The 24,247-nt window shown below is 32.3% G+C and carries 27 protein-coding genes and 2 other annotated features; all 27 genes read right to left on the reverse strand.

Translation table 11 applies throughout. From position 1 onward, the window contains the following. Positions 1–66 precede the first annotated feature (66 nt). Positions 67–1,161, reverse strand: coding sequence for a radical SAM family heme chaperone HemW (hemW, locus tag EYR00_RS09365; RefSeq protein WP_003536725.1), 1,095 nt, complete (start codon positions 1,159–1,161; stop codon positions 67–69). After that, positions 1,151–2,365 carry an L-serine ammonia-lyase, iron-sulfur-dependent, subunit alpha gene (locus EYR00_RS09370; RefSeq protein ID WP_003536723.1) on the reverse strand — a complete coding sequence of 405 codons (1,215 nt, stop codon included), beginning with the start codon at positions 2,363–2,365 and terminating at the stop codon, positions 1,151–1,153. The genes hemW and EYR00_RS09370 overlap by 11 nt, the downstream gene beginning before the upstream one ends. An 8-nt stretch (positions 2,366–2,373) precedes the next feature. After that, on the reverse strand, positions 2,374–3,321 hold the full coding sequence (holA, locus tag EYR00_RS09375; RefSeq protein WP_003536721.1) for a DNA polymerase III subunit delta: 948 nt from the start codon (positions 3,319–3,321) through the stop codon (positions 2,374–2,376). 35 nt (positions 3,322–3,356) lie between these two features. Beyond that, positions 3,357–5,363: a ComEC/Rec2 family competence protein gene (locus EYR00_RS09380; RefSeq protein ID WP_003536719.1), complete on the reverse strand. Its 2,007-nt coding sequence runs from the start codon at positions 5,361–5,363 to the stop codon at positions 3,357–3,359. Beyond that, on the reverse strand, positions 5,354–5,812 hold the full coding sequence (locus tag EYR00_RS09385) for a ComEA family DNA-binding protein (protein WP_224209011.1): 459 nt from the start codon (positions 5,810–5,812) through the stop codon (positions 5,354–5,356). Before EYR00_RS09385 ends, EYR00_RS09380 begins: the two co-directional genes overlap by 10 nt. Positions 5,813–5,846: 34 nt before the next feature. Continuing rightward, complete coding sequence (gene ruvB / locus EYR00_RS09390; RefSeq protein ID WP_003536715.1) at positions 5,847–6,836, reverse strand: Holliday junction branch migration DNA helicase RuvB; 990 nt, start codon at positions 6,834–6,836, stop codon at positions 5,847–5,849. Between the two features lie 10 nt (positions 6,837–6,846). Then, positions 6,847–7,413 (reverse strand): Holliday junction branch migration protein RuvA, encoded by a 567-nt coding sequence (gene ruvA / locus EYR00_RS09395; protein WP_003536713.1) that lies wholly within the window; start codon positions 7,411–7,413, stop codon positions 6,847–6,849. 126 nt (positions 7,414–7,539) lie between these two features. Further along, positions 7,540–8,823 (reverse strand): GTPase ObgE, encoded by a 1,284-nt coding sequence (obgE, locus tag EYR00_RS09400; RefSeq protein WP_020994554.1) that lies wholly within the window; start codon positions 8,821–8,823, stop codon positions 7,540–7,542. Positions 8,824–8,909: 86 nt separating this feature from the next. After that, complete coding sequence (rpmA, locus tag EYR00_RS09405) at positions 8,910–9,194, reverse strand: 50S ribosomal protein L27 (protein ID WP_008791486.1); 285 nt, start codon at positions 9,192–9,194, stop codon at positions 8,910–8,912. Between the two features lie 3 nt (positions 9,195–9,197). Then, positions 9,198–9,521 carry a ribosomal-processing cysteine protease Prp gene (locus tag EYR00_RS09410; protein WP_003536709.1) on the reverse strand — a complete coding sequence of 108 codons (324 nt, stop codon included), beginning with the start codon at positions 9,519–9,521 and terminating at the stop codon, positions 9,198–9,200. Positions 9,522–9,525: 4 nt separating this feature from the next. After that, positions 9,526–9,870: a 50S ribosomal protein L21 gene (gene rplU / locus EYR00_RS09415; protein WP_003536708.1), complete on the reverse strand. Its 345-nt coding sequence runs from the start codon at positions 9,868–9,870 to the stop codon at positions 9,526–9,528. Positions 9,871–9,883: 13 nt separating this feature from the next. Continuing rightward, positions 9,884–9,952: a sequence feature (ribosomal protein L21 leader region), on the reverse strand. A 40-nt stretch (positions 9,953–9,992) separates the two neighbouring features. Then, complete coding sequence (locus tag EYR00_RS09420; RefSeq protein WP_003536707.1) at positions 9,993–10,736, reverse strand: site-2 protease family protein; 744 nt, start codon at positions 10,734–10,736, stop codon at positions 9,993–9,995. Beyond that, positions 10,711–11,289: a M23 family metallopeptidase gene (locus EYR00_RS09425; protein ID WP_003536706.1), complete on the reverse strand. Its 579-nt coding sequence runs from the start codon at positions 11,287–11,289 to the stop codon at positions 10,711–10,713. The genes EYR00_RS09420 and EYR00_RS09425 overlap by 26 nt, the downstream gene beginning before the upstream one ends. A 48-nt stretch (positions 11,290–11,337) precedes the next feature. Beyond that, positions 11,338–12,117: a septum site-determining protein MinD gene (minD, locus tag EYR00_RS09430; protein ID WP_003536705.1), complete on the reverse strand. Its 780-nt coding sequence runs from the start codon at positions 12,115–12,117 to the stop codon at positions 11,338–11,340. Continuing rightward, on the reverse strand, positions 12,110–12,685 hold the full coding sequence (locus EYR00_RS09435; RefSeq protein WP_003536704.1) for a septum site-determining protein MinC: 576 nt from the start codon (positions 12,683–12,685) through the stop codon (positions 12,110–12,112). Before EYR00_RS09435 ends, minD begins: the two co-directional genes overlap by 8 nt. Then, positions 12,660–13,193 (reverse strand): rod shape-determining protein MreD, encoded by a 534-nt coding sequence (locus EYR00_RS09440; protein WP_003536703.1) that lies wholly within the window; start codon positions 13,191–13,193, stop codon positions 12,660–12,662. Before EYR00_RS09440 ends, EYR00_RS09435 begins: the two co-directional genes overlap by 26 nt. Next, the gene (gene mreC, locus EYR00_RS09445; RefSeq protein ID WP_003536702.1) at positions 13,186–14,031 is read right to left on the reverse strand and encodes a rod shape-determining protein MreC; all 846 of its coding nucleotides are present in this window, start codon (positions 14,029–14,031) and stop codon (positions 13,186–13,188) included. Before mreC ends, EYR00_RS09440 begins: the two co-directional genes overlap by 8 nt. Before the next feature lie 57 nt (positions 14,032–14,088). After that, positions 14,089–14,766, reverse strand: coding sequence for a RadC family protein (gene radC, locus EYR00_RS09450; RefSeq protein ID WP_003536700.1), 678 nt, complete (start codon positions 14,764–14,766; stop codon positions 14,089–14,091). Beyond that, entirely contained in the window at positions 14,763–15,149 is a 387-nt protein-coding gene (locus EYR00_RS09455; RefSeq protein WP_003536698.1) for an SPOR domain-containing protein, read from the reverse strand. Before EYR00_RS09455 ends, radC begins: the two co-directional genes overlap by 4 nt. Before the next feature lie 49 nt (positions 15,150–15,198). After that, on the reverse strand, positions 15,199–15,336 hold the full coding sequence (locus tag EYR00_RS09460) for a hypothetical protein (protein WP_003536696.1): 138 nt from the start codon (positions 15,334–15,336) through the stop codon (positions 15,199–15,201). A 1-nt stretch (position 15,337) separates the two neighbouring features. Beyond that, positions 15,338–15,496: a hypothetical protein gene (locus EYR00_RS09465; RefSeq protein WP_008791484.1), complete on the reverse strand. Its 159-nt coding sequence runs from the start codon at positions 15,494–15,496 to the stop codon at positions 15,338–15,340. Positions 15,497–15,617: 121 nt separating this feature from the next. Further along, positions 15,618–18,239, reverse strand: coding sequence for a valine--tRNA ligase (locus EYR00_RS09470; protein WP_003536691.1), 2,622 nt, complete (start codon positions 18,237–18,239; stop codon positions 15,618–15,620). Next, the gene (locus EYR00_RS09475; RefSeq protein WP_008791483.1) at positions 18,211–18,882 is read right to left on the reverse strand and encodes a hypothetical protein; all 672 of its coding nucleotides are present in this window, start codon (positions 18,880–18,882) and stop codon (positions 18,211–18,213) included. Before EYR00_RS09475 ends, EYR00_RS09470 begins: the two co-directional genes overlap by 29 nt. A gap of 30 nt (positions 18,883–18,912) precedes the next feature. Beyond that, positions 18,913–19,115 (reverse strand) — a binding site (T-box leader). 22 nt (positions 19,116–19,137) lie between these two features. Continuing rightward, entirely contained in the window at positions 19,138–20,052 is a 915-nt protein-coding gene (locus tag EYR00_RS09480; protein ID WP_003536687.1) for a hypothetical protein, read from the reverse strand. Then, positions 20,049–21,026: a LysM peptidoglycan-binding domain-containing protein gene (locus EYR00_RS09485; protein WP_003536685.1), complete on the reverse strand. Its 978-nt coding sequence runs from the start codon at positions 21,024–21,026 to the stop codon at positions 20,049–20,051. Before EYR00_RS09485 ends, EYR00_RS09480 begins: the two co-directional genes overlap by 4 nt. 193 nt (positions 21,027–21,219) lie before the next feature. Beyond that, on the reverse strand, positions 21,220–21,819 hold the full coding sequence (gene yihA, locus EYR00_RS09490; protein WP_008791481.1) for a ribosome biogenesis GTP-binding protein YihA/YsxC: 600 nt from the start codon (positions 21,817–21,819) through the stop codon (positions 21,220–21,222). Between the two features lie 56 nt (positions 21,820–21,875). After that, positions 21,876–24,197: an endopeptidase La gene (lon, locus tag EYR00_RS09495; protein WP_003536682.1), complete on the reverse strand. Its 2,322-nt coding sequence runs from the start codon at positions 24,195–24,197 to the stop codon at positions 21,876–21,878. Positions 24,198–24,247: the final 50 nt, after the last annotated feature.

Consider the following 24,247-nt stretch of genomic DNA (forward strand, 5'->3'; position numbering starts at 1 on the left):
CTATTGTAAACCCAATTTAGAAGATTTAACCGTTCACTATACGATAACTCATCTAATTATCCCCGTTTATAAAAAATCTATTAAGATTTCATTTAATAACTTAATTGATTCACTAGTTGCATGTAAATAATCATTTTCAATTACTAACGTTTTCATCTTCAAATGTTTATCAATAGCAGTTTGATAAACATCAACTGCTCTAAGACCATATCTCTTTTCAAATTCTTTTAAATCTAAGCCTTTCACCAAACGTAATGACATCATTAAATGGTTAAACATCGTTTCTTCTTTAGAATTAATCATCTTTGTGATTGTATTTTGACGACGTAAATAAGCATTTAAATTACGATTATGTTCTATTAAGCAATCATCAATTTTTCCACTGGCTCCTACCCCAATTCCATAATAGTTATCATACTGCCAATAAGCTAGGTTATGAAGTGACTCATATCCAGTTTTCGCAAAGTTACTGATTTCATATTTATGGAAACCTATTTGTTCTAAAGATTCCTCTATCAATTGAGTGATTTTCGATTCCACTTCTTCATCAAGCGGTTGATAATTTAGATTTTTCAAGACAGTATGATCTTCTAAAATTAGTGAGTAGTAAGAAATATGCTCGATCGGTAACTGTCTAACCTTAGCTAAATCATTTTTTATATCCGTAATCGTTTGATTAGGCAAACCATACATAAGATCAATTGAAATATTATTAAAACCAATTTTGCGTGCATAATCGATAATCCGCTCAACTTGTATAGTCGTATGCTGGCGATTAATCTTTTTTAAAAGGATATCATTAAATGTTTCAACCCCGATACTTAAACGGCTAACACCACCTCTTTTTAAAATATCTAATTTATAATAATCGATACTTTCTGGATTAACTTCTATGGACACCTCTTTAGTCTCACTACTTATGTATGGTTTAATAATATCCATCAGCCATTCTAATTGTTCATCATTTAAACTGCTCGGTGTTCCACCACCAATATATATAGTCTTTAGCGGCTCTGTAATATTTAAAGCTTGAAGTTCATGTTTTAAAACCGCCAAATAATCATCGGCTTGATGTTCGTTATAAAAAACTTTACAAAAGTCACAATATGCACAAATTTGTTCACAAAAAGGAATATGCAGATATAATGAATTAGTCTTCATTTTCAAAACCAAATTCTTTAGCCAAACCACCTAAAGAAGTTTCCTTATACGCACTATTTAAATCTTTTCCTGTTTCTTTCATCACCCGAACAACCGCATCAAAAGAAACTTTATTTTTTCTCAAGTAACCCAGCTGCTTAGCATACATCGCCGCATCCATTGCTCTAAGTGCACCAAAACCATTACGCTCAATACAAGGAATTTGAACATAGCCGCCTACAGGATCACATGTTAAACCAAGATTATGTTCTAAGCCCATTTCACCAGCATATTGAATCAGATTATTATTAAGTTCTAAAATCCAGCCATAAGCAGCCGCTGCCATTGCACAAGCACTTCCGATTTCTGCCTGACAACCACCATCAGCGCCAGAAATAGTTGCATTTGTTTTAATAACATTGCCAAATATTCCAGCTACTGCTAATGCTTTTATAATCTCTTTTCGAGGAATTTCTAATTGTTTGTAACAATAATATAAGACTGCTGGTAAAACTCCGCTAGCTCCACATGTCGGTGCAGTAACAATACGATGTCCACTGGCATTTTCTTCACTAACCGCATAAGCATAACTACTAACTAATAAGCGATCTCGTTCTCCACTACGACGTGTGTTGATTGCTTGTTGATACATTGATTTAGCAACTCTTTTCAATCCCAGTTTTCCTGGAATAACTCCCGTTGTTGATAATCCAGCTTCAACACAAGCAAACATTGCATTTAGTACTTCAAATAAATAAGCTTTAAAATGCTCATCTTCATACTCGATTGTATAATCATATAAATTGATTCCTTTACGATCACAATATTCTAAAATTTCCGTTAAATTACCATGCGGATATACTTGCTTAGAAGGTTGCAAAGAACTATCATCATACATTAAAGCTCCACCACCTACTGAATAAACTGTAATTTTATCAAGCAATTGATTTTCCCGATATATTTCAAAAATCATCCCATTTGGATGTTTAGGTAATGCTGTATTAACAAAGTGTATCTTAACACTATCTTTACCTAAAGTTTCTTCAATAATGTAATCTGTTAAATGGCCTTTCCCTGTCAATGCTAACGAGCCATGTAGATATACTTCAAAATGTGTAGCCTGAGGATAGGTTTCCTTAACCTTTAATGCCGCTCTTTGTGGTCCCATCGTATGGGACGAAGATGGTCCAACCCCAATTTTATATAACTCTCTTAATGATTCCATAATACCTCCTAAATTCTTACCATAAATAATTCTAAACCCATTTTTTTATCCATTTTACCTGTTTTGATTTCTACATCAAGACGTGATAAATCATCTAAACATTGCAATAATTCATTTAAATCAAAATCTTTTCCTTCTTGACGAACATATTTTAATCGGTAAGGATTAACTCCCAGTATTTTTCCAATTTCTTTATCATTATAACCTTTACGATCCAATAATTTAACTTGGTAAATTAGCCGCATTTGACCCGCTATAAGAACAATCAACTTAATTGGTTCCTCATTTAAAATCATTAGATCATGATAAATCGAAAACATTTTTCTTCGATCTTTTTGAAGAATCGCACTAGTTAATGCAAAAACATTTTCATCCAACGGCTTACTTACCAATTCATCAACAATATCATATGTAATATGTTTGCTGTACAAACATAGTTTTTCCACCTCAAGAGCAACATTATTCAAACTATCTCCTAAACGACTCAATAATAATTCTAATGCATCATCATCGATCGTTGCATCTCGACGTCTGATTGCTTGACGTGTACTGTCTGATAGCTTATAATGATTAACTTTATCTATTTCAAAAAATTGTGCTTGTTTACGTAAATTTTTAACAATTTTTTTACGCTCATCAAAATCTTTACCAACATGATAAATTACAAATATTACTTCTTCACTATTAATTAAACATTTTTCAAAATACTCTAACTCATTATTATCTTTTTTTACTTTCTTTGTCGTTAAAAAATAAGGGTTTTTCAACACAACCATTTTCTTGTCGGTTAAAAAAGGAGGTGTGATCAAATCTTCATAAACTTCTTCTAAACTATCTTCATTAGCCCGATATGTTGAAATATTCATATTATCCTCATTACAATCATATTCTTTTTTTAAAGACTGTAATTTTTGTTCCATCAAAAAACTTTCTTCACCATATATTACAAATATCATTTATCGTTCCTCCAACAGTAATAATTATAGACTATTTAATCATTAAAGTCATTGAAAATATAATTATCATCACCATAATAAACAATCTTCACCATGCCCATTTCATCACTACGATAAACCTTTACTCCATAATCATTTAAGCGGGTAATTACATCATCATGGGGATGACCATAATAATTATCTTTACCACAGCTAATTAGGGCAATTTTAGGTTTTATTGCATTTAAAAAAGCTGCACTAGTCCCCGTATTACTGCCATGGTGGGAAACCTTTAATACATCAATTTTAAGCTCTGGATAATCGTTGATCAACTGTCGTTCTACTGCATTGGATATATCCCCTGTAAATAAATATTTCAACTTATTGATCGTTACCAACAAAACTAACGAACTATCATTATTATCTGTTGATTCAGGTGTTTTCAGTATCTCAATTTCTACCTGCCCAATTTTAAATTTATCTTGGTATGATGTAATAGTATGTCCAATTTCAATTTGATCCGCAAGTGACTGATAAGCTCCACTATGATCAAAATCATCATGAGAAATAAAAACATGATCTAATTTAAACACTCCTACCGAACGTAAATATGGTACTAATGTTAAAGCAGCTAGATCTTTATTTCGCAATCCCCCAGTATCGATTAAAATATTTCCTTGATTATAAGGCTGTTGAATAAAAAAACAATCACCTTGACCTACATCAATCATAACCACTTGACCAAAAGTCTGATAGTATGGTTTAAAATAAAACATGATCACTAAACTTAGCAGTAATAGAATCTCACGGTGAATTCGCTGTTTAATATTTATTTTGACTATTAATTTAAAATAAATATAGTAATATCCTAAAATAAAAAATAAAGATGGTTTAGAAAAATTAATAAAAAAAGAGAAGTCCGTACTAAAAACAACAATATTATCTAGAACTTCAATTACTAGACTAATAACCGGTTTAAAGAAATTACCAAAAATCACATATAACCATAGCAGTTGATATAACACTGAAATCAGTGGTGTTAAAATAATCCCTAAAAACAATGACAGTATATTAATTCGATATTGAATCGAAATAACGATTGGTACGCTAGCTCCATAAACTATCTCATTCAGGTACCTATGATGATTAATCAAAATAATTATTAAATACATAAAATAGGAAAAAACAAAAGATAAATTATAAATAATATATGGATTCATAAATACAAAAAACATAGCAACAAGACTAAAGCAGTCTAATTGATTTAGATACTTTTTAAACAAAGTCATCAAAAGCATTACTAAATACGCCCGCATAAAAGAAATATTATATGGAATAATATACATATACACACCAATTATAATTAGACTGAGGTAATTAATTAAATATTCCGGTAATAAAAAAATTAATACTTTTTTAATCAACCTTCTTAATATATGAATATGTAGTCCTGACAAAGCAAACAAATGAACAATCGACAACTCTGTTAATTGATGATAATAATCATTGATCATTTCATCTCTTATTCCCAAAATAAACATGCTTGCATAACTATTAACTAGCTCTTTACCGTCTATTCGTTTTTGAAGTTTTTGAAAAAGCGTATTATGTTTTTGACTATTTATAAGGCGTAGTAAAGATGCATTATTAGTAATCCCTTGACTATACAAATAGTTACGATAATCAAATGCGTTATCGTTTGTTGCACGACTAATTTCAAAATAATTAACCTCAATTTCTAATTCATCACCAACTTCATAGCCAATAAACTCACCATATACTTTGATCTTTGTTTTTGTTGTTTTCAATACAATGCTCTTTTCATCCCTACTAATTATATACCCGCTTATAATTGGTTCATCGGTCGGCTGAGGCCACCTAATAAACACTAAAAAGAAAATCATAACCAGCCCTATCGTTACAAGTCGCCCCCACCCAAAATGACGAATTATAAAGAACGCATAAATAATTAAGAGCACTAAAAAAACTGGATGAATCAACATGACCAAAACACCTAACAAACATGCTACCGCATAGTAAATCAAATGATATCTTAAAGACATAATAACTCCCTTATTCGCAAATAAGTTTTTTCTCCTATCCCTGATACTTCTTTTATCTCTTCGATGGTAGCAAATGGGTGTTCATTACGATAATCAATAATTTTATCTGCAGTTTTTGGCCCAATTCCCTTAATCGTCATCAATTGTTCTTTTGATGCATGATTTAAAGAAATTAAATTTTTATTTATAGGGATATAAAAAACTGTTTGGCTATCCAAAACAGTTTTTTGATCAAATCCATAAACATTATCAGTATTTAATGCTTTAAATACATCTTCGATTGTTGGTGAAGAATTAAATACTAAAGTTTCATTATACTTACCTTCAACAATTATTTTTACTTGTGGATCTGATTCAATTTCATTTAATGATGTTTCAGGCAATGTAAATGAATAAACAGTTGAGATAATTAAAATAATTAACAAACCAATAATTTCATGTTTTTTCACAATACCTCCACAAAAAAAGACTGTAAAAACAGCCTTATTCATCAATATTTATATTTAAATGTTTATATGCTTCACTCGTTGCAACACGACCGCGAGGAGTTCTCTTTATCAAACCGATTTGAAGAAGATAAGGTTCGTAGACATCTTCTAATGTTTGTGGTTCTTCTCCAATTGAAGCTGCCAGAGATTCCAGACCTACCGGTCCCCCCTTAAAGCGATGAATGATTCCTAACAAGTATTTATGATCCACATCATCTAGTCCTAATTGATCTACTTTAAGACGATCTAAAGCCTCAATCGTCCGCTCTTTACTGATAATTTCTTCACCGTTGAACTGTGCAAAATCTCGAACCCGTCTAAATAATCGATTAGCAATACGCGGTGTTCCGCGGGAACGCATCGCCAAAGCCGATTTAGCGTCATCATCCATTGGCATTGAGTAGACACGACTGGTCCGATCAATAATCGTTTTTAAATCCGTTTCATCGTAATATTCCAGTTTAGAAATAATTCCAAAACGGTCTCGTAATGGTGCTGACAGATCACCAGCTCTAGTTGTTGCTCCAACTAAAGTAAATGGCGGTAAATCAATTCTTACTGAACGTGTTGATGCTTCTTTACCAATCACTACATCAACACAAAAATCTTCCATAGCTGGATAAAGAATTTCTTCAACCACTTTATTTAAACGATGAATTTCATCAATAAATAAAACATCACCCGGTTCCAATGCTGTTAGAATAGCAACTAAATCACCAGTTTTTTCAATACTTGGACCAGTTGTAATTTTGATATTTGTCCCCATCTCATTAGCAATAATCATTGACATCGTTGTCTTTCCTAGTCCAGGAGGCCCGTACAATAACACATGATCTAGTGATTCGTCACGCAGTTTAGCTGCCCCAACAAAAACTTTTAGATTTTCTTTTAAGTTAGTTTGACCAACATATTCATCGAATGATGAAGGACGCAAACTACTATCATCATCAATAACATTTGCATCAAGAATCTCATTCCTTGTCATTTTCTACCTCCTACTTTACTAATAAACTTAAAGCTCTTTTTACATAACCGTTAGTATCTAGTTTTTCATTTAATAGGACTGCCAAAGCTTTATCCACTTCAGATTTTTTATAACCTAGGGCAATTAATACTTCAGCCGCCTCGTCTAAATCATTATTATTTATCAGTGTTGTTGCTGTTGGTGTATTTTTAAACTTACCTTGAAGATCTAAAATAATCTGCTGCGCTGCTTTTGGTCCAATTCCAGGAATTTTCTTTAAATATGCTACATTCCCTGTTTCAATTGCACTTATAATGCTTGTTACATCACCAGTAGCTAAAATTCCTATCGCTGTTTTACAACCAATCCCTTTGACCAGAATTAATTTTAAAAACATTTCTTTTTCTTCACTTGTTTTAAATCCATATAATAATAATGCATCTTCTTTAACTTGTTGGTAAAGAAAAATCTTTATTTCTTTACCTCGTGTATATTCATATGGATTATTGACATATATCAAATAACCAATTCCACTATTTTCTACAACAATATGATCAATATTCATCTCAACTACCGTACCAATTAAGTAACTATACATTCCCTACTCCTTCACATTTACTATTATACAGCACATCGTACTGTTTTTTATCTCAAAATCGTTTCAAACCATTCTCAACAATTATAGCATTGTAAAAGAAAAAAACCAACTAGTATTACTAGCTGGTTACTCATAAAAATCAAATTCAAACTCACCGATAGCAACATTATCACCATCTTGAGCTCCGGCATTTCTAAGTGCATCATCAACACCCATATTACGCATTTTAATCAATAGTCGTTTTAATGAATCATCACTTACTAACGATGTCATTGCCACCATTCTCTCGATCTTCTTGCCAGTAATTTGCCAATTACCATTACCTAAATTATGTAATTCAAATGGTTTATCTTCCTCATCACCCATTGTATAAAGAACAGTATGTTCAACTTCATCTTCCATTGTGAAAGTTGGTGCAGTAGCTAACGCATCAGCAACCGCATATAAAACCTGATCTACACCATCATGAATAATAGCACTAATTGGGAAAATCTTAACATCTTCACCAACCTGTTTTTTAAAACGAACTAAATTTTCTTCAGCCCCTTCTTCATCCATTTTATTTGCTACAACGATTTGAGGACGTTCTAATAAACGATATTGATATTCACCAAGTTCTTTATTAATAGTAACATAATCCTCATATGGATCACGGCCATCGACTGCTCCCATATCAACAATATGAACGATTACTCGACAACGTTCAATATGGCGCAAGAATTGATGCCCCAAACCTTTACCTTGAGCCGCTCCCTCAATCAATCCTGGTAAATCAGCCATAACAAAACTACGTCCATCTTTTACTTGAACCACTCCTAAATTAGGAACGATCGTAGTAAAATGATAATCTGCAATTTCCGGGCGTGCTCGTGAAACAACTGATAAGAGTGTTGATTTACCTACTGATGGAAAACCAACCAATCCCACATCCGCCAATAATTTCAATTCACAAATAAGATCGAAATTTTCACCAGGTTCACCACGCTCACAAATTTGTGGTGCAGGATTCCGTGAAGTTGCAAAACGCGCATTTCCGCGACCACCACGGCCACCTTTAGCAATTACAACACGTTGCTTATCTTCGGTTAAATCCGCCATGATCTGCCCAGTTTCTTCATTAAGAATCATTGTTCCAACCGGTACTTTAATGACCGTATCAATAGCATCTTTACCATGCATTTTTTTAGCCATCCCATTTTGACCAGATGGTGCCTTATATAATCGATTATATTTCAAATCTAACAAAGTTGATAATGAGGTCGTCGCTTGAAAAATCACACTTCCACCACGACCGCCATCACCTCCAGCTGGACCACCTTTTGGTACATGGGCCTCACGTCTAAAAGCTACTGTCCCGTCACCGCCTTTTCCAGCTTCAACTCTAATTTTTGCTTTATCAATAAACTGCATATATCCACCTCTTTTCATCTCTTTATTATTATGATACAAATAATCAGTTATTAGTACAAGAAAAAATCCCTTTGCAGGGATTTTAATTATGCAGCTGGGTAAACAGAAACTTGTTTTCTATCTCTACCAAGTCTTTCGAATTTTACAACTCCATCAACTGTAGCAAATAAAGTGTCATCTCCACCTTTTCCTACATTAGTACCTGGATGAACTTTAGTTCCTCTTTGTCTATAAATAATAGACCCTGCAGTACAAAATTGCCCGTCAGATAATTTAGCTCCTAATCTTTTTGATTTAGAATCACGACCATTTTTAGTTGACCCTACCCCTTTTTTAGAAGCGAATAATTGTAAATCTAATTTGAACATCATATGTTACACCTCCACTTTAGATATCTTAATAAATCGACCATAGCTTTCAACCATCGTTTCTAAAGTTACAACAAGTGTCTCTAGCACCACTTGACAAACTTCATCAGTATGATTGACAACTACATTTATATATCCTTCATTAATCTCAATCGTTCCTAAGCCTTTAGCTAAGAATCCTTTTTTTGCAAGCATATTCATTGCTCCAATACCAACAGTAGAAACACCAGCACAAACTAAATCTTTACCATATTCTCCACTGTCAGCGTGACCTGTAATACTAAGATTAACAATTTGATTATTATTTTGTTTTACTAAAACCTTAATCATTTGATTAAGCTTCTGCAGTTTCTTCAGCAGCTTTTTTAGCAGTTTTATTAATTGTATTGATTACTAATTTTGTATAAGGTTGTCTATGACCTTGTTTTTTGTGGTAATGTTTTTTAGCGTTATATTTATAAATAACAACTTTCTTTTCTTTACCTTGTTTTTCAACAGTAGCTTCAACAGTAGCACCTTTTACATAAGGAGCACCTAATTTCATTGTTTTATCGCCTACAGCTAATACTTTATCAAAAACAACTTTTTCTCCTGCTTCAACATCTAATTTTTCTACAAAGATAGTATCTCCGGCTTCAACTTTTAATTGTTTTCCACCTGTTTCAATAATTGCGTACATATCGCACCTCCTATAATATTCTAAGACTCGCCAACCAAGGCAGCATTGCTTTAATACCTTTTATGTGCGGTTGTAGCTAGAGGTCTACAACACATGCATTATATTATTTTTACCCATCAAAGTCAATTACTTTTTAAGTTTTTTATTAAATATTGAAGTACTTCTTTTTCACTATAACCATTCCCACCAATCAAATAATAATTTTCATATGGGCGGTAAAAACGGTAGTCATGATTAATTTTAAGCCGATGATATTGATTATCATGCATCCTTTTCAAATATAATCTGATAATTATATAACGGAACTCTTTAATATATTGATAATTTATATAGAGCAAATAAAAATAAACTAAGATATATCCCATTTGATTATATAATACAATCAAAACTGATAAAGAAAAAATTGAAACTTTAATTTGTAACTTGACTGCTCGATAATAATCTTTAAATAATGAAAAAACTAGTAATAATATTTTTGATCCATCAAGAGGATAAATCGGTAAGAGATTAAAAACAAATACTAATTGGTTAACTGCCAATAAATATTCGCTATCAAAAAATACTTTTATTACTATAAACATTCCCAAATGAGTAGATAGACCCGCCATGACTATTACCAGTTCTTCAATAATATGATGAGTCCCATAATCATTTAAACTCAAAAAAGCTCCAAAAGGGAAAATCTCAACTTTCTCAATTTCAAAATTAAATTTTTTAGCAAAATAATAGTGTCCAAATTCATGAGTACAGACAATAAACAAAGCACTCAAATAAGCAAATAAATTGTCATTTAACCAAGCAGCGATTAGATAAATCAAAGTAAAAGGATGGATATACCAATCACTCCATCCTTTGATACTCTTCATAACTAATTTCCTTACCTAAATGTTCAAACTGTAAAACAAACTGATCTTGATAACTACCTAAAACCATCCCTTGATCTACCTCGTCATACAATGTCACCATTACATTATCAATATTACTATAAGTAATTTCTACATCATTCTTGCCTAGAATTACTACATATCCGCTCAAGTTTTCATCATTACCAGTTGCAATTACGCGCCCAGCTTCAATACTTAATACCTCATTACTATTATTTTTATAATAGTCATCTTTAACATGCTGATACTCCACGCCACTAGAAACACTAACATCATCACTTGGCAAAAAAGAAAATAAATTATCAGATATCCAGCTTGTTACCGCTTTATAATTAGTATCATTCAAAATCATTTTCTTAATATTAGAATCCGGATTGATTTTAATATATGACATTGATACTAAAACCACTAAAATTACGACCATAAACTTTACCATAAAATTATAGAATCGCTTAAAATTATCATCATTTAATGGCTTTTTATTAGTGCCCCGGCGCTTTTGCATTCTTTTTCTTACATCATCTAGATCACTCATTCTATCACCTATTCCATTATATGAATCTGATGATATTAAAGACGTTAATTATGAATAAAAAAATCGACGAATTAAACTTTTCTTTTTATATTTAGCATAAGGTACTTGCTGCCCGAGTATGCGCTTTGAAATATTAACAAAACAGCTATGTAATAAATGTTGATTATTTAAGAAAATCGGCACACCACGATTATTAGCTTCAATCATATCATGGCTATCGTAAACAATCCCTAGCAGCGGTAATGATAAAATCTCTTGAGCATCTTCCACCGTTAATGAGCGAGCTCCTTCAATATCATCAACATTAACTTTATTAATGATCATATTAATAGTATTAATTCCCTTTTTCATCAATAAACCAACAACACGATCGGCATCACGTAATGATGATACATCTAAATTGACAACAACAATTGCTTCATTAGCTAATGAAGCAGAATATTGAAAACCTTTTTCGACTCCAGCTGGACTGTCCACAATAATAAAATCATAATCTTTATTTAATCGTTCAATTAATGAATTCATTATTTCTGTATCTAGATTTTCAAATGATAAAGATTTACATGACGGTAATAAGCTCAATCCATCTATACGCTTATCCTTAACTAATACTTGTTCAATTGTACAGCGGCCTTCAACGACGTCATTTAAATCATAAACTACACGATTTTCTAACCCCATCATCACATCCAAATTCTTCAATCCAAAATCACCATCAATTAAACATACTTTAAATTTTGAAAAAGCTAAGGCACTAGCCAGATTAACGCTAACACTACTTTTACCTACCCCACCTTTTCCGGAAGTAACTACAATAACTCTAGACATATATCATATCCCCCTTATCTAAGAATATTTCGTTGTCCTTATAATAAAGCATCGTAAGTTCATAACTTGTATAATTTCGTCGAGATACCCCATTAATTCTAACATGGGCATTTTTAAAGAATTGTCCACTAATTTTTGCTCGAGCATTTAATCCCTCAACCAATCCACTGACGCGCCCCATTACATACAACTTTCCTTTAAATCTAACAATAGCTCCGGGATTAACTTGACCAATAATCAAAGCATCTTGATCCAATTCTAAAATTTCTCCAGCATGAACAGTTTTGTTGATTACTTTAATCTTATTTTTCTTCTCTACTTTGGCCATATTGATTCCATCAAACAATAATACCTGCTTACTAAATAATAAATCCAATAATCTTAATAATTCATGAATACTTAAAATTCGACTTTTAAAATCAAAAAAAGCCCTCGGATAATAGCCATCACTTTTAAGCAATGGTGATTCCAAGAGACTTTCCAATTCATTCATTAAACTATTAAAATCTTGATTATCATCTAAAACAAAAACTAGATGATTATTAACTCCTTTTACTTTGATATGCATTGACTTTACCCTCGAATCCTAATTTCTTGTGGATAAAATATACTGGTGCAATCAATAATAAATTAGCTCCTAACGTCGGTAAAAGACGATTTGTCAAGAAAGCTACGATTGATAGCTGCGTAACATTTGTTATCCACACTAACCAATATATCACAACTTCTTGGGCGATTATTGTCACAATTACGGCGATAAACATCTCTAAAAGGGTATAAGTTGCTAATTTAGTATATTTCTTTCCAAAAAAAGCATAAACACAATAAAGCAACACATAAATCAGTAAACTATTTGCGTAGACAATCGCATAATAAAGTCCAGTCACAGTTGCAAATATGTATCGGTGTTCATCACCAATTGTATTATTCAGCAATGTGAACATCATCAAACTAACACAAGGAACAATTGTTATTCCTAATTTATCAAAATTATACGGTAAATAATAACTAATAATGCTATCAACAACAAAACTTAATGCCATCACTAGATAATAACGATATAATTGCTTATTCATTACTATCGCTCCTAAACACTACCGCAACATATGACAGATCATTAAAATCTGCTGCCGGCTTAACTCTAATTGTTTTTGATGTTCCATCTTCAGAAACAATAGAACTTTCTACAGTTCCAATATAAATTCCTTTAGGCGCTTTCCCACCTAAGCCAGAAGTTATTACTTTGGCATTATCTTCAAATTTTTCAACATCACTAAATAGAGTAATTTCAAAACATTTTGACTCAATGTCATAACGATTTAAAAGTCCATAAACATTTTGATCACCATTAATAACTTGAATCGGTAATGCAGAAGTAGGATTCTCTGCTGTTAATAACTGAACTCGCGCCGTCACTTCTGTAACCGAAGTAACCTTACCAATCATTCCTTTTGAAGAAATTACGACCATATCTTTGCTAACTCCAGCCAAACTTCCTAAATCAATTGTAATTTCGTTATTCCAATCATCACTTTCACGAACAAATGATGTTGTCTTAACATTATAATCAGTTGGCAAATATTCAATATTTAGCATCTTTTTCAACTCATCAATCTCTTTTGAAAGAACATCAGTATTAACTTCGACACTGGCATAAGATGATAATTTTGCTTTTAAAATCTTATTTTCTTTATAAACATCTTTTAACTCATTATATTCACTAAATAAATTACTTACAAATTCAACTGGTTTTTTTACTACATAATACTCTATTGCAGCAATCGAATCGCTGACCATTCGCTCAAGTCCCCCTTGGGTTCTTGAAAATACCAATGATATAGTAGAAAAAACAACAATTGCTACCGTTATAATTAAAACTATTCTCTTATTTCTTTGTTTTTTACGATTATTCAAATTACCACCTCACATCCATATCATTATAAGGCATTAATATAAAATAATCAATTATCTTTAAACTTCAATAATCTTATTTGAAGCAAAACTATAAAATCTACTACGACCAATAATTAAATGGTCAACTACATCTATATCTAATTCTTTTGCCATACTATATAGGCGCTCGGTTGCTTCAATATCTTCAATTGATGGTTCAGGATTACCCGAAGGATGATTATGAACGACCATCACACGATTACTACCACAGATCAATGCTTCTTTAAACAGCTCTCTCCCACTAATAATAGATATGTTATTCCCACCAATAAATACGGTTTTTTCTTTAATTACCTCTAAGCGTGAATTTAAACATAATACAATCACTTTTTCCTGCTGTTCAAACATTAATTGATTTTTCAACAATTCATAACCATCACGCGGTTCTTTAATAGCTGACATAGCCACAGGCTGTTTATCCAAACGTTTAGCAATTTCAATAATAGCTAAAACTTCTATTGCTTTAGCTTGTTTGATTCCTTTAATCTGAATCAACTGATAATAATTGATATCATGCAAATAACGAAAACCCCCAATTTCATTTATAACACGTTGAGCCAATTCAATCGCTGATTCTTGCTTATTTCCAGTTCTTAAGACTAATGCTAATAATTCAATATTATTTAGGCTTTCAATTCCGTGATGGAAGGCTTTTTCGCGCGGTCGTTCTTCCAATGGATAGTTTTTTAATTTCATGATCCTAATTCTTTAATAATTGCTTCATAATCTTGTTTTTCAATAACCTCTTTAAAACTACTTTCGAATTTCGTTTGTTTTATTACACATGTGATTCCACTTTCACTAATTGTATTCCCCATGTCCTTTGCCTCCTTTTCATCCAAAAACACACCTGTTATCACTACGAAATTATTATCTTTTTGATACTTATAATTCGGTTTCCCTAAATCTGATAACTTTTTTATCATTTCATTAGCGTTTTCATCTTGTTTATATATTCCTACTTGAACTATGTAAGTATTAATATAACTATTGATCGTTGAAAAAAACTTCAAATAGATTCCACAAAAACAAATTGATAAAGCAACTGCTAACACTACTACAAGTCTTACTATTTTCATCTTGCACCTCCAAATCTAGTATATGTTAGCAGTTTATAAATATGCTCAATTAACGTGTAATTGAAAAACGTTTTCTTAATAATTTAGCAACGCTATAACCAGCAGCTACAGCTACTAAAGAAATCACATAAACAATCGCTCCGCCACCATTGATCTTTTGCTGAGATGTAATCGATAATTCTTTCATTTTAACGCCACTCGATTGAAATAATTTTAGGAATCGATACACGTCCAGCCCCCGAACGAAACATCTTATAAATTGCAGTTCCAATTACGACACAAAAGAAAAATCCCGTAACACCACCGCCCATTACTTCCATTTGCATACATTGCTGTAATTCATTCATTTTTCTTGCCTCCTCTTTTGAATTTAAGGTCACACTCACCACTAAACCTTATATTATTATTTACTGCAAGAAAATAATTTTTACTTTTAAAAATAGAAAAAAGATGAATTTCTTCATCTTTTTACATTTGTTCTAATTTTTCTTTTACAGCATCATACTTAGATTGATAATCCGCTAATTTATTTCTTTCTAGTTCAACTTTTTCTTTTGGAGCTTTTGAAGTGAACTTCTCATTTGCCAACATATTTTGACAACGTTTAATTTCTCCTTCTAACTTTTTAAGTTGATTAGCTAATTTTTCTTTTTCAGCATCTTTATCAATATAATCCCCTAATTCAACTAATAATGAATTGCCACCTTTAATTGTAATATTTGCAACCTCACCAGCAGCATTAAGATTATAACCTGAACAAACTGCATTACATAATTTCTTGATGTAAGGTAAACATTTATTTAACAATCCTTCTAGATCATCGTTTTTAGTATTGATCACGTATGGCACTTCAATTGCATTTTTAATCGTATATTGTGTTCTGATTTCACGGATACCTTTTACAATATCGATTAAATATGTAAATTGATCATTAATACTTTCATCAGTAAAATGATCATTTACTTCTGGCCAGATAGCAATACAAATAGATTCTTCTAAATGTGGAATTGCCTGGAAGATTTCTTCAGTTACAAATGGCATGAATGGATGCAGCATTTTAACAATCGCATTTAAAACATAAACTAATGTATTTAAACTTGCCTGTTTTTCTGTATCATTAGTACTATTTAAATGTACTTTTGTAAGTTCAATATACCATGAACAGAAGTCATCCCAAATAAATTTATATAACTCACTACCAACATTAACAAATTCAAATTTATCCATGTTAATATCTACTTCACGAATCACTTCATTTAAACGATTTAAAATCCATTTATCACAAAGATTTAGATTATCAAATGATAATTCTTCAAATTTCATTTCATCATCAATATTCATTAAAACAAAACGAGCACTATTCCAAATTTTATTGATAAAGTTCCATGATGCTTCTAATTTTTCCGGAATATAACGCAAATCCATTCCTGGTGCCGAATTAGTTGTTAAGAAGAAGCGTAATGTATCAGCACCATATTCATCAATAACATCCATCGGATCAACACCATTGCCTAACGATTTTGACATCTTTCTCCCTTGTTCATCACGAATCAAACCATGAATTAAAACATGTTCGAATGGTCTTTCCTCAGTGAAGTGTAATGATTGGAAAATCATTCTGCTCACCCAGAAGAAAATAATATCGTACCCTGTAACTAAAGTATTGGTAGGAAAATAACGCTTAAATAATTCACTATCGGTATTAGGCCATCCAAGTGTTGAAAATGGCCATAGTGCACTTGAAAACCATGTATCTAGGACATCTTCGTCTTGTTTCCAGTTTTCTAAATCAGCAGGTGGATTTTTCCCAACATAAACTTCACCGGTTTCTTTATGATACCAAGCCGGTACTTGATGTCCCCACCATAATTGACGAGATATACACCAGTCTTCAATATTTTCCATCCACTGATTAAATGTTTTTTCAAAACGTTCAGGGACAAAATTTACTTTAGAATCCTTTAACTGATTTTCTAAAGCTGCCTTAGCTAATGGCTCCATTTTAACAAACCATTGTTTTGATAAATATGGTTCAACGATTGCATTACTTCTTTCTGAATGCCCCACCTGATGCATATGTTTTTCAATATGGTCAACAACCCCAGCTGCTTTAAAATCAGCAACCAAAGCCTCTCGACAAGCAAAACGATCCATTCCTGCATATTTATGTGCCAGTTCATTCATAGTTCCGTCATCATTCATACAAATTGGCATTTCTAAGTTATATTTTTTTGCTAACGCAAAGTCATTAGGGTCATGAGCAGGGGTACATTTCATTACCGCTGTCCCAAATGACATATCAATATAGCTATCAGCCATGATTGGTAACGCTTCACCATTAGCTGGATTGATTGCTTTTTTCCCGACTAGGTGAGTATAACGTTCATCATCAGGGTGCACAAATATAGCTTGATCGGCAAACATTGTTTCAGGACGTGTTGTCGCAATAATTAATTGTTCATCACTATCAACGATTTGATATTTAAAATAATACATCGCCCCTTCAATTTCTTTATGAATCACTTCAATGTTACTTAATGCCGTTCTTTGAACTGGGTCCCAATTAATGATCCGTTTCCCTTGGTAAATCAATCCTTCATTATATAATTTAACAAATACTTCTTTAACTGCTTCGCTTAAACCATCATCTAAAGTAAAACGTTCTTTAGAATAATCTAATGATAAACCTAATTTTTCCCATTGAGCTCGAATAATTGAAGCATATTCTTCCTTCCATGACCATGCTTTTTCTAAAAAGCCATCACGACCAAGATCATAACGAGAAATACCTTCTTCACGCATCCTTGCCTCTACCTTAGCTTGAGTTGCAATACCCGCATGATCCATTCCCGGCAGCCACAAAGCATCATAACCTTGCATTCTTTTATAACGGATGATCATATCTTGTAAAGTTGTATCCCAAGCATGACCTAAGTGTAATTTACCAGTTACATTAGGTGGGGGAATAACAATTGAATACGGCTTTTTGCTAGTATCACCAGCTTCAAAATATTTTTTATCGATCCAATGACGATATTTTCCTTCTTCTACTTTATGATGATTATACTTCGGTTCCAGTTGTTTGCTCATCAGTTGTTACCTCCAAATCAATAAAATCATTTTTGTTTTCACGAATAAATTTAGCTGCTTTATTAACAATTCCAGAAGATTTCAACATTGACAATAATGAGCTTGTAAAATCAGAAAAATTATATTTTCCATAATCACTATCTTCATCTAATTCAATTTCTTCCTCATTTTCAATCATTACAGCTAATTTTTCTGCTGCAGTCATCAACTCAGCAATTTCATGGCAATCCACAGCCTCAAATGCTTTAATGGCATATGGACGATAAAGGCAATATGGTTCCTTAATAAAGAATGAGTGCAATGAACCACGCCCTCCTTCCATTGAAAGTTCTACTTGATAAATAGTGTAGATCAGTAATTCGCTTGGTGTCATTACATCAATCAATGTTCCAGTAATTTCTTCTCCTTCATACAATTTATCTTCTTTTGCTAAAAGGTGGAATAAAACAGCATGTGTTAACTCTTCATCAGGAGTTTGATCAAACACTTCGCTTGTAAAATGACTATACTTAACCCGGTTTTCTTCATATGCAGCCCGCTGTTGTTTTTGATATTTTTTAACTTGACGCATTTTACCACTATAAAAATACATTAAAAATAAACATCCACCTAAAAATAAAATCCAAACCACTGAATAACTCATAATTTCCTCCTTAAAATAAAAAAGCACCGTCATAAGGACGAATGCTCGTGGTACCACCTTACTTTGCATAGCTTATCTATGCCTCAAGACCTTAACGCAGTCATACGTGTCTACCTACTTTTTTCAATAGACATGCTCCTAGGCTACCTTCAATCCATTATCTTATCCCCTTCCACCAGCCAGGGACTCTCTTAAAAGTTTCTGGATCTACTCCTCCTAATCATTGCTAGAAATATTCTAACAAAATCATCAGCCCTAGTCAATCGCTAACTTTTTATTTAACGAAGAAATTGAATCCAAATAATATAATAAGCGAGACATCATGATAATATTATTAATTTCATCATGTCCTAATTCAATGATCGGAACAACATGTAACAAACACTGTAATAAAAGCCGCTCTTCTTTTAAGAGCTTTATCTTACAAAAATAACTATCAAGAATAACGTCAAAATCAAAGATAAACTCTGGAATTCTTTGATACATATTATAAATATCATAAATACATAAGTTGATTTTAATTTGATCAATAGAAATTAATTTACTTTCTTTCATCATTACATGACTATAATTAAAATTATTATATGTCAGACATAATCTTATCGTATCTAGATTGCAAACATATTGTTCATAGCATTCCAAAAGTTCTAAGGCTTTTTTTAGACAACCTTCAATTCGATGATAATTTAAAACAAACATCCATCCTGTTGGACTACGATACGATAAAACTTCAAAATTACTCATAATTTCATTGTAATAAGCTTGACGCTCATGAATAATATTTGCTATATCTTCAATTTGACGTTTAAAAAAACTCTTTGAAACACTATAATTAAAAAAAGAAGTTGAATGCAAATATGATAAGCATTCATAATAAAATTTTAATTTTAATTCTTTAACGATTGCATTATCACTTGCTAACCAAGGACTTAAATAAAAAGTTTTATCCTCATAACTTGTTAGAACTTGTTTTTTATAATTTCTGATTACTGGCAAAAAGCATTTTAAATGCAAGCTCTCTATATGATCAATAACAACAGTCAATCCATTGTCTTCAACAAACTTTAAACAAAAGAATCCTTCACGACATTTTACTTTATAGACTTTTTTTGTTACTTTAATATAACCAATAACTTCTAGTGAATAGGCTTCCTTAATTAATTCGTTCATGGAACATATGGAATGATTAAGACACTGCCGGCTTCTAGAGCCTTATCTTGGTTATAATTGCGGATTATTTCTTCTTCCACACTATAACGGGTCGCCACTTCACTATAACTATCATTTTCTTTAACTATATATAAGTAATAAGTTCCCACACTATCGCTAGTGTCTTGAAAAATTGGTCGTGACTTGCTTTGGTAAACCTTTTCTTGAAGTTGTTCACTAATCTCCTCAGCCATAGCTGTTTCTTTTTTACTGACTTCCATTACAGCAGCTTCTTTAGCAACATGTGCCATTGGTTCTTTGGTCATATGAACAGCCGGTTCTTTTGCTGCGTGTACTGATGACTCTGATTTCTGCGGTATTACAGCAACTTTTGATGTTTCTAAGTTTTTAGGATGATTATCCATTTCTTTTGCCACTGCTTTTATCTCTTTTACTGTTGAAGTCGTAGTTTCAGCAGCCATCGGCTTACTTTCTGGCTGCTTTGCTTGAGCAACGTAAGCTGGAGTTACTGGCCCAGTTTCTTGGACTTCGACAGGTTTAGCTCGAACTAATTGCTCAATTGAAGCATTAGCTGGTTCAGTATCCTTGATTAAGTTTTCAATTTCTTCAAGTGCTTCATCATGCCCAAGATGCTCATCCCGTACATATCGATCTTCTCCTTCTACCACCCCATGAATACCTACTTCAATCTTAATTTGGATATTTCCATCTTTAATAAAATAATCAAAATCTTCAACTTTAATATTGAAATCTCGCTGATCAACAATCTTATCAAATGTTGCCAATACATCTAATTCAATATTTTCATCAAATTTATGATTGCCATTATACTCTCCTTTAACAATTAAACTTCCTACTGCTCGAACGCCTACACTTTCAATCTTGTAATTAATAGACTCATCTACTGATAATGATAATAATTCATTCAATTGATGATTTAAATCAATCCATTTTTCAAAATATATCTTTTGCATATATACCTCCCATCAAACTATATGCACGATTCTTAAAAATATGAAAAAAGACCGCCTTTTATAGAATATACTAATTCATTCTACTTTGTTCCACCAGAATCTAGATACTTTGATATTATTTAAACAAAATAAAAGTAGATACATTTAAAAGCTCTATCTTTCTTGCATCTACCATCATTTTACTTTTTAAAATCTAATTAAAATTAATATCGCATAGCTCATAGATAAAGTTCCATGCTTCTTCAATTCCTTTTTTCCTTAAGCTTGAAAAACGAACAAATTTATCTTCAGGATGAAACCCCAAAGTATCTTTGATAATTTTTTCATTCTTTTTCAGATCATTTCTTTTTAATTTATCTTCTTTGGTTGCCACGACCATTACCGGAACATCATGATGTTTAACAAATTCATACATCAGCACATCATCTTTAGTCGGTTTATGACGATAATCAACTAATAAAATAAATCCTCTTAAAGTTGAACGTAAAGTTATGTATTCATCCATTGTCTTACCAAATTGCTTAGTAATACTATCATTAACTTTAGCATAACCATAACCAGGAACATCAACAAAATATAATGCATCATTGACATTAAAAAAATTTAATGTTCTTGTCTTTCCTGGAGTTCCTGAAACTTTAGCTAAACCATTATGATTTAACATTGCATTAATAAAACTGCTTTTACCAACATTACTACGTCCCGCCAAACACATTTCAGGAAAACTTTCTTCTGGCCATTGACTTTTCCATGCTGCGGATAAAACATATTCTGCTTTCTTTATTTTTACCATTCTCATCACCTTTTTCATTGTACCACACAATAAGAAAAAAAGGGTTATTTTTAACCCTATTTTTCAAGTGCGTGATCTAGTACTGTATCAATATGATCAGCTAATACGATTTCTAATTCATCTTGAACAGATTTTGGTATATCATCAATATCTTTAGCATTATCCTTTGGGATAATAATCTTTTTAATTCCAGAACGATGCGCTGAAATTGATTTTTCTTTTAAACCACCAATTGGCAGCACATTTCCCCGTAATGTAATTTCACCCGTCATAGCAATATCATTGCGAACCGGCTGATTTTTAAAAGCTGAGTAGATAGCAGTGGTCAAGGTAACACCTGCACTAGGGCCATCTTTCTTTACAGCTCCTTCAGGCACATGAATATGAATATCTTCTTTATCAAATGCAATTTTTTCAAGACCATATTTCTCTTTATTAGCTTTCATATAGTCTAATGCAATCGATGCTGATTCTTTCATTACATCCCCTAATTGACCAGTAATAATAAATTTACCAGATCCTTGGAAATGATTGACTTCAATTGGTAAAATATCTCCACCAAATTGTGTATATGCCATACCAGTAACGACACCTATTTGGCTATGATCTAATTTCTTAGTATGTTCAAATGGTGCTTTACCTAAATGTTTTTCTAAACTTTCTTTATTAACTGTTAAGTTATCACGTTTTTCTTTTAAAACGATTAATACCGCTTTACGACAAATCTTTGCCAGCAATCTCTCAAGATCACGAACTCCAGCTTCGCGCGTATAGTGACGAATAATCGCCATAATTGCATCATCTTCAATTACTAGTTGATCTTCCTTTAAACCGTGTAAAGCTAACTGCTTTTTAATTAAATGATTTTTAGCGATCATTAGTTTTTCTTGTTCTGTATATGAAGATAGTTCAATGATTTCCAAACGATCTCTAAGCGGAGCTGGAATATTTCCTAGATCATTTGCAGTAGCGATAAACAATACTTTTGATAAATCATATGGTTCTTCCAAATAATTATCAGAGAATTGACTATTTTGTTCAGGGTCTAAAACTTCAAGCATTGCACTAGTCGGATCACCTTTATAGTCACTTGACATCTTATCGATTTCATCAAGTAAGAAGACCGGATTTATTACTCCCGCTTTCTTCATCCCTTGAATAATTCTTCCTGGCATAGACCCAAGATAAGTACGACGATGTCCACGTACTTCAGCTTCATCTTTAACTCCACCTAATGATGCCTTGATGAATTCACGCTGTAGTGCACGGGCAATACTTTTAGCGATTGAAGTTTTCCCAACCCCTGGTGGCCCAGCAAGACAAATAATTGGTGCTTTTAGCGATTTAGTCATTTGTTTAACCGCTAAGTATTCAACAATTCGTTCCTTTACCTTTTCAAGACCATAATGATCTTCATTTAAAACATCTTCAATTGCTTGAATATCTTCAACATCTTTAGTTTCTTGATACCAAGGTGTTTTCATCATCCAGTCAATATATGTTCTTACTACATTAGCTTCTGAAGAAGCTGCTGGCATTGTTTCAAAACGGCGTAATTCTTCTTCAATTTTATCCTTAACATGCTGTGGATAAGGATTTTTTTCAAGTTCTTCACGAATCATTTCTGCATCGTCTTCCTTCGGTACACTATCACCTAATTCCTCTTTAATAGCCCGAAGTTTTTCTCTTAAATAGTACTCACGTTGATTTTCATCAATACTTTCACGAACTTTACGATTAATCGTTTCTTCAATTTCACCTATCACTTTTTCCGATTCAATTGAACTAGCTACTAATAATAAACGTTCATTGATATTAATAGTTTCTAAGATTTTTTGTTTTTGATTAAGATCAATTGGTAAATATTGTCCAATTGTGTCAGCTAAAACACTTGCTGATACTCCACTAGTTAATCGATTGATTGAATCTAGCGGCATATTTGGCATACTGCGTTTTGCTTGTTCAAAATACGAAGTTGTCTTACGAACTAAAGCAACTTCTTCATTTCGATCTCCAAATTCATCTTCAATAATTTCAACAGTTGAGTAGATACTTCCTTGTTGTTCTTCAAAGTTAGTCAGCCTAACTCTTTTTGCCCCCAAAACAGTTAATTTGATAGTTCCCGAACTGTCACGGCGCACTTTACGATCAATTTTACAAAGAGTTCCAATATGGAACACATCATCAAAAGAAGGATTATCCACTAATGGATTGATTTGTGAGACAAAAATGATATTGTTATCATGTTCATTAGCACTTAATTCAAGTGCCTTTAAACTCACTGGACGACCAACATCTAATGTTAACCTGTTTTCTGGGAAAACAATCATGCCCCGTGTACAAACTACCGGTAACGTTAATACAGTTTGTTCATTCATTCTATTTCCTCCTATTTCGCTATTTTACTAAAAAGACGCATGAGCGTCTT

Source organism: Thomasclavelia ramosa DSM 1402, from assembly GCF_014131695.1.
GTDB lineage: Bacteria > Bacillota_I > Bacilli_A > Erysipelotrichales > Coprobacillaceae > Thomasclavelia > Thomasclavelia ramosa.

Excerpts from the sequence above, each read along its gene's own strand:
- hemW (WP_003536725.1), bottom strand. The coding sequence starts at position 1,161 with ATGAAGACTAATTCATTATATCTGCATATTCCTTTTTGTGAACAAATT.
- EYR00_RS09370 (WP_003536723.1), bottom strand. The coding sequence starts at position 2,365 with ATGGAATCATTAAGAGAGTTATATAAAATTGGGGTTGGACCATCTTCG.
- holA (WP_003536721.1), bottom strand. The coding sequence starts at position 3,321 with ATGATATTTGTAATATATGGTGAAGAAAGTTTTTTGATGGAACAAAAA.
- EYR00_RS09380 (WP_003536719.1), bottom strand. The coding sequence starts at position 5,363 with ATGTCTTTAAGATATCATTTGATTTACTATGCGGTAGCATGTTTGTTA.
- ruvB (WP_003536715.1), bottom strand. The coding sequence starts at position 6,836 with ATGACAAGGAATGAGATTCTTGATGCAAATGTTATTGATGATGATAGT.
- ruvA (WP_003536713.1), bottom strand. The coding sequence starts at position 7,413 with ATGTATAGTTACTTAATTGGTACGGTAGTTGAGATGAATATTGATCAT.
- obgE (WP_020994554.1), bottom strand. The coding sequence starts at position 8,823 with ATGCAGTTTATTGATAAAGCAAAAATTAGAGTTGAAGCTGGAAAAGGC.
- rpmA (WP_008791486.1), bottom strand. The coding sequence starts at position 9,194 with ATGATGTTCAAATTAGATTTACAATTATTCGCTTCTAAAAAAGGGGTA.
- EYR00_RS09410 (WP_003536709.1), bottom strand. The coding sequence starts at position 9,521 with ATGATTAAGGTTTTAGTAAAACAAAATAATAATCAAATTGTTAATCTT.
- rplU (WP_003536708.1), bottom strand. The coding sequence starts at position 9,870 with ATGTACGCAATTATTGAAACAGGTGGAAAACAATTAAAAGTTGAAGCC.
- EYR00_RS09420 (WP_003536707.1), bottom strand. The coding sequence starts at position 10,736 with ATGAAGAGTATCAAAGGATGGAGTGATTGGTATATCCATCCTTTTACT.
- EYR00_RS09425 (WP_003536706.1), bottom strand. The coding sequence starts at position 11,289 with ATGAGTGATCTAGATGATGTAAGAAAAAGAATGCAAAAGCGCCGGGGC.
- minD (WP_003536705.1), bottom strand. The coding sequence starts at position 12,117 with ATGTCTAGAGTTATTGTAGTTACTTCCGGAAAAGGTGGGGTAGGTAAA.
- EYR00_RS09435 (WP_003536704.1), bottom strand. The coding sequence starts at position 12,685 with ATGCATATCAAAGTAAAAGGAGTTAATAATCATCTAGTTTTTGTTTTA.
- EYR00_RS09440 (WP_003536703.1), bottom strand. The coding sequence starts at position 13,193 with ATGAATAAGCAATTATATCGTTATTATCTAGTGATGGCATTAAGTTTT.
- radC (WP_003536700.1), bottom strand. The coding sequence starts at position 14,766 with ATGAAATTAAAAAACTATCCATTGGAAGAACGACCGCGCGAAAAAGCC.
- EYR00_RS09455 (WP_003536698.1), bottom strand. The coding sequence starts at position 15,149 with ATGAAAATAGTAAGACTTGTAGTAGTGTTAGCAGTTGCTTTATCAATT.
- EYR00_RS09460 (WP_003536696.1), bottom strand. The coding sequence starts at position 15,336 with ATGAAAGAATTATCGATTACATCTCAGCAAAAGATCAATGGTGGCGGA.
- EYR00_RS09465 (WP_008791484.1), bottom strand. The coding sequence starts at position 15,496 with ATGAATGAATTACAGCAATGTATGCAAATGGAAGTAATGGGCGGTGGT.
- EYR00_RS09470 (WP_003536691.1), bottom strand. The coding sequence starts at position 18,239 with ATGAGCAAACAACTGGAACCGAAGTATAATCATCATAAAGTAGAAGAA.
- EYR00_RS09475 (WP_008791483.1), bottom strand. The coding sequence starts at position 18,882 with ATGAGTTATTCAGTGGTTTGGATTTTATTTTTAGGTGGATGTTTATTT.
- EYR00_RS09480 (WP_003536687.1), bottom strand. The coding sequence starts at position 20,052 with ATGAACGAATTAATTAAGGAAGCCTATTCACTAGAAGTTATTGGTTAT.
- EYR00_RS09485 (WP_003536685.1), bottom strand. The coding sequence starts at position 21,026 with ATGCAAAAGATATATTTTGAAAAATGGATTGATTTAAATCATCAATTG.
- yihA (WP_008791481.1), bottom strand. The coding sequence starts at position 21,819 with ATGGTAAAAATAAAGAAAGCAGAATATGTTTTATCCGCAGCATGGAAA.
- lon (WP_003536682.1), bottom strand. The coding sequence starts at position 24,197 with ATGAATGAACAAACTGTATTAACGTTACCGGTAGTTTGTACACGGGGC.